Source organism: Aeromonas allosaccharophila (assembly GCF_000819685.1).
Classification (GTDB): domain Bacteria; phylum Pseudomonadota; class Gammaproteobacteria; order Enterobacterales; family Aeromonadaceae; genus Aeromonas; species Aeromonas allosaccharophila.
The window spans coordinates 56,935-67,237 of record NZ_CDBR01000040.1; the positions used below are offsets into that span (position 1 = coordinate 56,935).

The following is a 10,303-nucleotide window of genomic DNA, read 5'->3' on the forward strand; positions in this document are numbered from 1 at the left end:
TTAAGTAATAAGACTAGACCAAATCGGCTGGAATGCAGCGATTCCTGCGTCAAAAAGAGACTGTTTACCCGGCTTTCGATTTCATCACGCGTATTGATGAGGCGATATCCAGACGCCATCTGCCTGACCCAATCCGTTGTCAGCGCCCCCCGCGTCATGACCTCTTGGCTAGGGGTCAGGATTAACCGGGTCATCACCTCCCGTGCGAATTGTGCAAGCCTGCGCCATAAGGGATAATGCCCCCATTCCAGCCCGTGAAGAAGACCATGACCCCAGCCGAATACAGCGCCCTTGCCCATCCCAGATTGTCCCATCCGGCTCGCAGTCTCTATACCCTGCAGCTGCGCAGACTGGTGCTGGAAAATCAGCTGGCCCGGCTCAACTATCCCGAGCTGGGTCGGGCGCTGGCGGTGGTCGACCCGGGCGATCCCTGCGGCTTCTCGTTTCAGGTCAATGCCCGCCAGCTCACCGAGCTGTTCGATGAACTGATGGAGGCAGGCCTGCTGCAGATCGAGGCGCAGCCCGAGAGTGAGCACTACCATCAGTGTCCATTCCAGTTGCCGCTGCTGACCCAGAAACTGCGCAGTCCGCTGCCGGAGCGCCCCTTCCAGATGCATCTGCAGTGGCGACCGGATGAGGAGCTGCCCGCCCTCGCCCGCCTGTGCGGGGTGATCGATGCCAGCTACAGCGAAGAGGATCTGGGGGAGTTTATCGCCTACTGGCTGGGGCGCCCCGAGGTGTTCGACTCCCAGCATCAATGGATGCTGAAGTTCATTCGTGCCCTCAAGACCCGCCGCTACACCCGTCGCAAACCGATGGAGGTGCAGGGCTACCAGCAGGTGACCCCCGCCCCGGCAGAGGCAGGCCCGAGCAAGCGGGCCCAACAGATGATCGAAGAGGCCAAGCGGTTGGCCCAACAGCAAATGCAGGAACCCGCGCCGCAGCAGGAGCCGGATAATGATTGATAGCAGCCCCCGCCTGCAGGCAAAATCAACCCCCTGTCTACCCATCCCTGATCGAGCAGAAGGAGCATTCCATGACTGACCCGCAAGATCCCCTGCGCCAGGAGCTGGAAGAGATCGAAGCCAAGCGTAAAAGAATCGCCAAGGCCAAGCAGGACCATCGCGTTCACGATCCCGAGCTGAGCCAGCACGTTGGCGGTCTGCTGGAGCGCATTCGTCGCCTGCAGCAAGAGACCGGCGGCGGCCAGTATGACTACGAGACCCTGCGCAAGGAGTATGACGCCAAGGCCAACGCCGAGGTGCGCGAGCTGCAGAAGGCGGCCCGCCAGGAGCGGATCCAGAAGCTGATCGCCCAGGCCGACCTCAACCCCGACTGGGTGTTCGAGAAGATGGACGCCACGGATCCCGCACTCCAGTACCCCATCGAAACGGCCCGCTACTTTATCAGCGGCTTCGAGCACTGGGAGAAGAGCGGTGGCGGCTGCATGCTGATTTACGGCGACTACGGCACCGGCAAATCGACCCTGGCAGGCGCAGTAGCACACGAGCTGATCGCCCTTCACCAGAAGTCGGTGATCTTCCAGCAGTGGGCCTCCATCGTCGATCGGCTGTTCTTCAACGTGATCCCCGATCAGGATGAGCGCAATCAGTACCGCCGCGCGCTGGAAGAGGTGGATCTGTTGATCATCGACGAGGTATCGGCCAACCGCGCCAAGATGGCGGAGAGCCAGTCCAGCTTCCTCGGCCACCTGCTGCGCCGTCGTCGCAACCTGTCAAAGAGCGTCATCATCATCACCAACCACACGCCCCAGAGCCTGCATCAGGCGATCGGTGACTTCAGCTATGAAGCGATCAAGGCGTTCAATCCGGTGGATATCCACCTGAGCGGCCCCAGCCGTCGCCCCAGTATCGGCAACTACAACGGCTGATCCTCCCTCGATGCGAGTGCGAGTCCTGGCGGCTCGCACTCTCTCCTCCCTGTCAGCTCACAAATAGAAACAACTCTCATTTACAGCGAGCAAACAAGCCACTAGGCTAGCCCCTTTTGCCAAGGGAGCTCTGCTATGCCAACCACACTGATTTTCGGAGCCAGCCGCGGGCTGGGCCGCGCCTTTACTCACCACGCCCTGCACGAGGGTCACCGGGTCGTAGCGCTGGTGCGCAGCCCCGGAATGGCCGCCGAATTACGCGAGCTGGGAGTAGACGTCATCGAAGGGGATGCGCTGGACTCAGCGGCAGTGCAGCAGGCCTGCCTTGTGGCGGGGCAAGATGCACAGGTCGTCTCGACCCTCGGCAGCTTCCGTCAGGCAACACCGGTGGACTATCAGGGCAACCGTCATGTGATCGATGCCATGGAGCAGGCGGGCCTGAAACGACTGCTGCTGGTCACCTCCCTCGGCTGTGGCGACAGCTGGCAATATCTGCCTGAGCGTGCCCGCGCCGCCTTCGGTCACGAGGTGCGCCTCAAGAGTCTGGCGGAGAGCTGGCTGCAAACCAGCGCCCTCGCGTGGACCATTCTGCGCCCGGCGGGCCTGCAGGATGGCGACGCCACCGGCCGTGCCGAGCTCAGTCAGGGCAAGGAGGTACATGGACTGGTGCGCCGTACCGATGTGGCGGCCCAAGGCTTGCGCCTGTTGGCGGATGAGACGGCGGTGGGGCAAATCTACGCTATCGGCGATCCCGCGCTCCAGCGCGGCTAAATCAGCGCCATATCCATCCTCTTCACAGATCCGGTGCATACAAAAACGGTCAGCCCAAGGGCTGACCGTTTTTCGCTTTACTGCACGCTTAATGTCATGCGCGCTTGCACTATCCCGCTTAACCGGTGGTCGTTTCACTCTGTACGACCGGCTGACTGGCAACTGGCAACGACTGCTGCCGCTGGCGCAGCAGCAGGCAGGCCAGCGCGCCGTAGAGCAACGCCAGTCCCCACAGCTGCCACCAGTAACGGGAAACCTGCGCAAAGTCAGCCCCCATCTGGTTGAGGCGCAGAAAACCCTCGATGGCGGGGATAGTGGGCACCCACTGAGCCAGCCAGTTGAGGGGCGCCGGGATCAGCTCCAGCGGCCAGATAAAGCCCGCCAGAAAGACCAGCGGCAGGGAGGAGATCAACACCACCTGAGTCGGCAGATCCCGCCGGGTAAAGATCGCCCCCAGCACAATCCCGAACCAGCAGGTCGCCAGCAGGAACGGCAGGGCGAACAACCACAACTCCAGCGGATCGGCATGGCGGGCGATGTTGTAGTGATCGAAGCAGAAGCCGAGGAAGTAGCTCACCGGCAGCAGGAACAGCCCGGCCAGCACCAGGGTTCTGGCCAGCAGCAGCGGCAGTACCGGCGCGCTTTGCCAGTAACCGTGCTCGCCGCGGCAGCTGCGCTGGTTGTGGGTCGCTCCCAGGATCCCCGCCCCCATCAGCAGCACCTGATGGAGGATCAGCACAAACACCGCCGGCACCACGTAGTTGACGTAGCCCATGGTGGGATTGAACACCGGCACCACGTTGAGGGCCACCGCGTTCCAGCCCATGGCTGCTTGCGGCAGTGCCTCGCCGTGGCTCAGCAGCCTCGCCACCTTCACCTGCGCGGCGAGGGTGCCCCCGGCCTGCGCCAGTCCTTCGGCAATGGTGCCGTAGACCAGGAAGTAGGAGGCATCACCGGCATAGCTCAGGGTGACGCTCTTGCCCTGCATAAGATCCCGATAGAAGTGGTTGGGAATGTGCAGGATCCCGCTCGCCTCCCCGGCCATCATCAGCTGGCGCGCCTCAGCCAGCGAATTGGCCCGCACCACCAGCTTCACCTGCGGCGTGGCATCGGCCATAAACTCCAGCTGGCGCGACAGCTGGCTGCCATCCTCGTTGACCACCACCACCGCCTCTTCCCGCGGCAACTGATGCAGATAGGGCTGGGGGTAGAGAAACGAGTAGAAGATCACCCCGCCAAACAGGGTCAGCATGATGGCGCGATCCGCCAGCAGGGTGCGCAGCTCGAGGCGCAACAGATCGACAAATCCCAGCATCACTCAGGCTCCTTCTCGGCGACGGCCACTGCGGCAGATTGACGGGCCAGCTCGGCCTGCTGCTTGTAACGGCGCACCACCAGCAACAGGGGGAGCAGGAACAGCAGCAACGCACTCAGTTGCGGCAACGCCGATGCGAGGGGCAGACCATAGTTGCTCTGGCCAATCTGCAGCTCCACATAATGAGAAACCGGCAACAGGCTACGCCAGAAGCGGGCGAAATCCCCCATGGCGCTCACCGGAAAAGTGACCCCCATAAAGGCGAAACCGGGCGCAGTGTAAGCCCCCGCCAGCGACAGGGCGCGGGCCGGATCCCGAATGATGCCGTAAAAGAACGCCCCCATGGTGACGCAAGCGGCCGAGGCGAGCCCCAGCCCCACCACAAGTACCAACCAACTGCCGTGCATGGGATAGGCCAACCCCTTGAACAACAGCAGCGTCCAGACGATCCCCCAGCCCCAGCCAATCAGCACATGGGGCAGCAGGGTGCGCCACAGGCCGAACCAGACACCGCGGGTGGTCCAATCCAGCCCCAGCCGATCGGTGCGGGCCAGCGCATTGAGGCCGAACAGCACCACCAGGATCTGCCACACCGCGGGCAAAATCGCGCTCAGCAGAAACTGGGCATAACTGGAGTTAAGGTTGTAAAGCGCAGTGACCTGACTGCTGATGGGCACCGACTGCCCAATCGCACCGGGCAGCGCCTTGCCGTCGGCCATCGCCTCCAGCACACCGACCTGGCCGTTGAGAGTGCCTACCACCTGCGCCAGCGCCGAGTTGACCAGCTTGGCAATCAGGATGAACTGGCCATTGTTGAACACCGTCACCTGCGGCTGGGTACCCCGGCGGGCATCCCGCTCCAGATGGTTGGGGATCACCACCAGCGCATAGATGTCGCCACCGCGCAGCGCGCGCGCGCCAGCATCGATGGAATCAAACTGATTGGCCACCTTGAGCCCGGCCGAGCCATCCAGCGAGAAGGCCAGCTGGCGCGACAGCACGCTGTGGTCCAAATCCACCAGCCCCACCTTGAGGTCGCGGGCCAACCCTGCCGAGAAGATCCAGCAGAGGATCCCCATCAGCAGCAGCGGTACCCAGCTCATCAGGGCACGGCTGAACGGGTCCTGCCACAGCAGCCGAAATTCACGTCCCATCAGAGTTCAACCAGCACACTCATGCCAACCCGCAGCCCCTCAACCGGTTGCAGCGGGCGAGCCTCCACCTGGAAGCTCTTCATATCGAAGCCCTGACGGGTATCGGTGGCACGCCAGGTGGCGAAATCCCCCATCACGGCCACATGGGTCACCTTGAAGCGCACGGTCTGATCGCCAAGGCCTGGGATGCGGGCATCAAACTCGGTACCGACCGGGAAGCGGGGCAGCAAATCCTCGCGAACGTGGAACTGGGCCCAGGCATCGCTCATATCAAGCAGGGTCACCACCGGGAAACCTTGTGGCGCCAGCTCGCCGCTGCGCAGCAGTACCTGACTCACTTCACCATTGTGGGGGCTGGTGATGCGGGTATCAGCCAGATAGGCCTCAACCTCGGCCACGGAACCCGCCGCCATCTTGGCCTTCTCGCGAGCGGCGATCTTGGTCTCTTCCCGCGCCCCTTCCAACGCCATCTGGTACTGTTGCCACGCCATCCCTTCGCTGTAGCGTGCGGCTTGCCAGGCAGTCCAGGCCTCATCGCGTTTTTGCAGCGGCATTACGCCGTCGCGGTGCAGGCTGGCAACCCGCTCATAGGTCTTGCCACGCAGCTGGGCGGCAGCCTTGGCTTTTTGCCACTGATCCTTGGCTGCGGCGATCTGTTGGGCACGGGCCCCTTTCTCCGCCTCTTGAGCCAACGCACCCGCAGCCGCTTCACCCGCCTTGGCCTGGCTCAGCTTGGCTTCAATCTCGGGGCTCGCCAGGGTAAAGACCAGTTGATCCTTGGTCAGCTGATCGCCCTTTTTCACCAGCACCTCGTCGATGCGGCCCGGCACCTTTGAGGAGACCGAATATTGCTGCGCTTCAATCTGCCCTTGCAGATGCACCGGCTCGGGTTGATAGGCGAGCCAGAAGCGCCAGCCGAGCCACACCACCAGGATCACCAGCGCCAATGGCAACAACAGCGGTTTACCCTGGCTCATCTTCTTTTTGATGGGGGGATGGCTCATCACTTCACCTCGACAAACGGACGACCCTTGACGGTCGGAAAAGACATGAAAAAAGGAACAGACAGGACCGGGATCATGAGTTCACCTCGATCACCTGACCGTGCTGATATTGATTGAAACTGTTCATCTGGCCGGAGAGCGCCAGCAGGCGGGCCAGCGACACCACATATTGATAGGCCGCCGCTGCGCGCTGGGTCTTGACCCCCGCCAGCTGGTTTTGGGCATCCACCACATCAAGGGAGGTCGAGAGCCCCTGCCCGAAGGCTTTGTCACGCAGCAGCACGTTCTCCTCTGCCAACGCCTGGGTGGAAGAGAGGGATTGATACTCCTCCAGCCCCTGCGCCGCTTCGCGCCAGGTCTTCTCTACCAGCAACTCCAGATCCTGGCGGGTCTTGGCTTGCAGCAGATTGACCTGCAGCTCGGCGCTCTTGGCGGCCTGCACCGTCTCGGAGCGGCCATCACGGCTCACCAGCGGCATGCTGACCCCCACCCCCACCAGCCAGTCCGGCGCTGTCTTGGAGGCGAGTGAATCATCTTCATAGAGGTTGTAGTTGCCGAACAGGAACACCTCGGGGGCATATTTGCCCTGCTCGACCCGGATCAGCCCCTTGGCCTGCTCCTTCTTGGCGCTGAGCAGCTTGAGACCGGGATGCACCTCCAGGGTCTGGCTCACCAACCCCTCAAGGCGCGGCAGCTCCTTGTTGACGAACAGGCCGCTGCCCGGCTGGGCATTTGGCAACTTCAGCATGCGGCCGAGGGCCAGTTCGGCGATCTCGAGGCTGCGGCGCGCCTTCTGGGTATCGATGCGGGCGCGGTCATAGGCCGACTGGGCGGAGAGGCGCTCCACCCTGGCGATCTGGCCCTGCGCTTCGAGCTTCTTGGCGTGATCCAGATGGTGGGCCAGCCCCTCTTCGATCTCCTGTTTGGTCTGCACCACCTGAGCAGCCAGCACCACGCCGAAATAGGTCTGGGAGAGGCTCTCAAAAGTGGATTGCTGCTTGAGCACCAGCAGCTGCTGTGCCTCGCTCACTTGCGCCTGGCGGATATCCTGCGCCGCATCGATGCGACCACCGGCAAACAGCGGCCAGAGCATCTTGACCGAGCTGGTCACCACATTCTGTTTGGTCAGGGGCGTTACAAATGCGTTGGCCCCGACCCCGAACAGGCTGCCGAGCGCCAGGATCAGATCTTTCTGCTTGGCCAGCGGATTGAGATCGAGGGCATCAAGTTCAATCGGCTGATCAAGATGGGTATAGCTGGCCCCCAGATCCACCTTGGGCAGATACATGTCCTTGGCAGCCTCGCGCAGCTGTTTGGCCCGATCGACCCCGGCCTGCTCGGCAGCCAGCCCTTCATCCTGCTGGATGACCCGGGTCCAGGCTTCACCGAAACTGATGGTTTGCGCCTGCGCCGACCCCAGCACGGCCCCCATCAGACACGGCCAGAGTGATTTAATGAACCTTGACGTCATAGATCCCCAATCCGCTTTTGTTGCATAAATGTTTGGAGCATTTGCTCGACTTAAGCCCGCTATCATAACGCAAAGCGGGCCTGCAAGTGGACTGACAATTATGCAGGCGTCCGACCCGAATGGTACAGCGCTCACTCTCCGGCAATCTGGCCGTTTTTCAATAACTCCAGAATTTGCAAGCCTTGGCGCGACGTTTTTTTCAGAAAAAAATGGCTGACGCTCAAATACTAACCTTTTCTCCTGCCTAAAAAATGCGTAATATACGCCGCCCTAAGCCGATGGTAACCGTGGAATGCAGATAGGTCCCCACACGCTTGAAACTCCCTTGATTGTGGCTCCCATGGCCGGTGTAACTGACCGACCATTCCGTGAACTTTGTTTGCGATTGGGGGCTGGCATGGCCGTTTCCGAGATGCTGCTGGCCAACCCGGATGTCTGGGATACCCAGAAAACCCGGATGAGGATGGATCACTCTGCAGAAGGCGGATTGCGATCGGTCCAGATTGCCGGGGCCGACCCCGAGATGATGGCGTTTGCTGCCCGCTACAACGTGGAGCAGGGCGCACAGATCGTCGACATCAACATGGGATGTCCGGCAAAAAAAGTGAATAAGAAGTTGGCAGGTTCCGCCCTGCTGCGTGCCCCCGATCAGGTCAAAGCAATTTGCCGGGCCGTGGTGGATGCAGTGGAGGTGCCTGTCACCTTGAAGATCCGCACAGGATGGGATCCGGATAATCGCAATGGCGTGGAGATCGCCCGAATCGCCGAAGATTGCGGTATCGCGGCCCTCGCCGTGCATGGTCGTACCCGTGCCTGCCTCTACCGGGGCGAAGCGGAGTACGACACGATCAGGGCGATTAAGCAGGCCGTATCGATTCCTGTTGTCGCCAATGGTGACATCAACAGCCCGGAGAAAGCCCGGTATGTCCTCGACTATACCGGTGTCGACGCCGTGATGATCGGCCGAGCTGCGCAAGGACGACCCTGGATTTTCCGGGAAATCCGTCATTTTCTTGAGACGGGCACCAAGCTGCCGCCTCCCGAGAGGGAAGAGGTTCGCACCCTGATGAACGAGCATGTAACCAACCTGCACCGGTTTTATGGTGCATATCTGGGAGCGCGCATAGCCCGTAAACACGTGGGCTGGTATCTGGATGAAGAAGAGACGGGCCGAGAATTCCGTAAGCACTTCAATGCCCTGGATTGCGCAGACGCGCAACTTGAGGCACTCGAAGCGTATTTCGATGGATTAGGTTAACAAGATAACTAAAGAGCCGACCGAATATGTTCGAACAAACCCTGACTTCTGATGCATTGGTAACAACTACTCACAATCACGCTGCCGAGCCGACCCAGCGCCCCCTGCGTGACTCTGTGCAACAGGCCCTGCGTAACTACCTGGCCCAGTTGAACGGTCAGGAAGTGATTGATCTGTACGATATGGTTCTCTCCGAAGTCGAAGCGCCGATGCTGGACGTGATCATGCAGTACACCCGTGGTAACCAGACTCGCGCTGCCGTGATGATGGGTATCAACCGTGGCACCCTGCGCAAGAAGCTCAAGCGTTACGGCATGAACTGATTGCTGGCCGCGAGCCGCGACGGCGGTTCAAGGCAGATGCGAAAGGCGCCAGGTAGCAATACCTGGCGCCTTTCCTTTATGCTCTCCCCTCCATTTCACCATGACGACCCCGATGAACCGCACTCCCCTGCTGCTGATGGTACTGGTCACCCTGCTGGCCGCCGCTGGCTGGCTCTTCTCGAAAGAGGCGATCCGCGAACTGCCCCCCACCGCCTTTATCGGCAGCCGCTTCCTGCTGGCCGCCCTGTTGTTGCTCCCCCTCGCCTGGCTGCGTGAACCGCCGCCGACCCGTGCCCAACTGCTGCGCGCTGCAGGATGCGGCACATTGCTCGGCGCCAGCCTGCTGCTGTGGGTCACCGCCATCAGCCAGAGCGATGCGCTGGGCAGCGGCGCCTTTATCATGAGCGTCGCCACCCTGATGGCGCCGCTGGCCGCTTGGGCCGCCTTTCGAGCCAAACCCGGCCGTCACTACTGGCTCACTCTACCCATCGCCATCGCGGGCCTGTTGCTGCTCTCCAGCAGCACCCACTGGGGTGGAGATCACCCTGAACAGACAGGCGTGTCGCTCTCGCTGTTCTGGTTTCTGGCGGCGGCCACCACCCTCGGCATCCAGCTCGCCGTCCATCGCCACTTTGCCCAGTCCATTGCGCCCACCTGGCTCACCTGCATCCAGCTGGCGATGACCGGCCTGCTCGGCACCCTGCTCTCCCTGCTGACCGAGCAGTGGCCCGAGGCAGGGGTCAGCCACGGCATCTGGGGCTGGTTTGCGGCGAGCGTCTTGATCGCCACCACATTGCGCTACTGGCTGCTTACCCACGCATTGAGCAAGATGACCACCGCCCACGCCGCCCTGATGATGCTGCTGGAGCCGGTCTGGACTCTGCTGCTGAGCACCCTCTTCTATAGCGAACCGCTCGGTGGCGCCAAACTGGCCGGTGCCGGACTGGTACTCGGCGCCCTGGTGCTCTACCAGCTCCCCCTGCTGCTGCGCAGTGCCAGGCTAAAGCCCACAACCTGAGTACCGATAGCGGGTACCACTGACATCACTGACTACGTACAAAGACAAACGGGCCTGCGACTGCAGACCCGTTTTTATTGGCGCTGTCCCAATTACGT

The 10,303-nt window shown here is 61.6% G+C and carries 10 protein-coding genes; 6 read left to right on the plus strand and 4 right to left on the minus strand.

Annotated elements, in window-relative coordinates:
- Positions 1 to 266 precede the first annotated feature (266 nt).
- The 3 genes from BN1115_RS08500 to BN1115_RS08510 all read left to right on the plus strand — a co-directional run bounded on the left by BN1115_RS08500 (position 267) and on the right by BN1115_RS08510 (position 2,662).
- Entirely contained in the window at positions 267 to 965 is a 699-nt protein-coding gene (locus BN1115_RS08500; RefSeq protein WP_042656822.1) for a DnaT-like ssDNA-binding domain-containing protein, read from the plus strand.
- A gap of 71 nt (positions 966 to 1,036) precedes the next feature.
- On the plus strand, positions 1,037 to 1,891 hold the full coding sequence (locus BN1115_RS08505) for a DnaA ATPase domain-containing protein (protein WP_042059872.1): 855 nt from the start codon (positions 1,037 to 1,039) through the stop codon (positions 1,889 to 1,891).
- A 135-nt stretch (positions 1,892 to 2,026) separates the two neighbouring features.
- Positions 2,027 to 2,662 (plus strand): NAD(P)-dependent oxidoreductase, encoded by a 636-nt coding sequence (locus BN1115_RS08510; RefSeq protein ID WP_042656816.1) that lies wholly within the window; start codon positions 2,027 to 2,029, stop codon positions 2,660 to 2,662.
- A 118-nt stretch (positions 2,663 to 2,780) separates the two neighbouring features.
- On the opposite strand, the gene BN1115_RS08515 is transcribed toward BN1115_RS08510, so the two are convergent.
- The 4 genes from BN1115_RS08515 to BN1115_RS08530 form a co-directional block, all read right to left on the minus strand.
- On the minus strand, positions 2,781 to 3,977 hold the full coding sequence (locus tag BN1115_RS08515) for an ABC transporter permease (RefSeq protein ID WP_042656817.1): 1,197 nt from the start codon (positions 3,975 to 3,977) through the stop codon (positions 2,781 to 2,783).
- A complete protein-coding gene (locus BN1115_RS08520; protein WP_042656818.1) occupies positions 3,977 to 5,131 on the minus strand; it encodes an ABC transporter permease in 1,155 nt (384 codons plus the stop codon). Before BN1115_RS08520 ends, BN1115_RS08515 begins: the two co-directional genes overlap by 1 nt.
- The gene (locus BN1115_RS08525; RefSeq protein WP_005349194.1) at positions 5,131 to 6,135 is read right to left on the minus strand and encodes an HlyD family secretion protein; all 1,005 of its coding nucleotides are present in this window, start codon (positions 6,133 to 6,135) and stop codon (positions 5,131 to 5,133) included. Before BN1115_RS08525 ends, BN1115_RS08520 begins: the two co-directional genes overlap by 1 nt.
- Positions 6,136 to 6,208: 73 nt before the next feature.
- Positions 6,209 to 7,606, minus strand: coding sequence for a TolC family protein (locus tag BN1115_RS08530; protein ID WP_042656819.1), 1,398 nt, complete (start codon positions 7,604 to 7,606; stop codon positions 6,209 to 6,211).
- A gap of 292 nt (positions 7,607 to 7,898) precedes the next feature.
- Here BN1115_RS08530 and dusB point away from each other — a divergent pair, with 292 nt between their 5' ends.
- The 3 genes from dusB to BN1115_RS08545 all read left to right on the plus strand — a co-directional run bounded on the left by dusB (position 7,899) and on the right by BN1115_RS08545 (position 10,205).
- On the plus strand, positions 7,899 to 8,864 hold the full coding sequence (gene dusB, locus BN1115_RS08535; protein WP_033135778.1) for a tRNA dihydrouridine synthase DusB: 966 nt from the start codon (positions 7,899 to 7,901) through the stop codon (positions 8,862 to 8,864).
- Positions 8,865 to 8,890: 26 nt separating this feature from the next.
- The gene (fis, locus tag BN1115_RS08540) at positions 8,891 to 9,187 is read left to right on the plus strand and encodes a DNA-binding transcriptional regulator Fis (RefSeq protein ID WP_005309538.1); all 297 of its coding nucleotides are present in this window, start codon (positions 8,891 to 8,893) and stop codon (positions 9,185 to 9,187) included.
- 112 nt (positions 9,188 to 9,299) lie between these two features.
- Entirely contained in the window at positions 9,300 to 10,205 is a 906-nt protein-coding gene (locus tag BN1115_RS08545) for a DMT family transporter (RefSeq protein WP_042656820.1), read from the plus strand.
- Positions 10,206 to 10,303 lie beyond the last annotated feature (98 nt).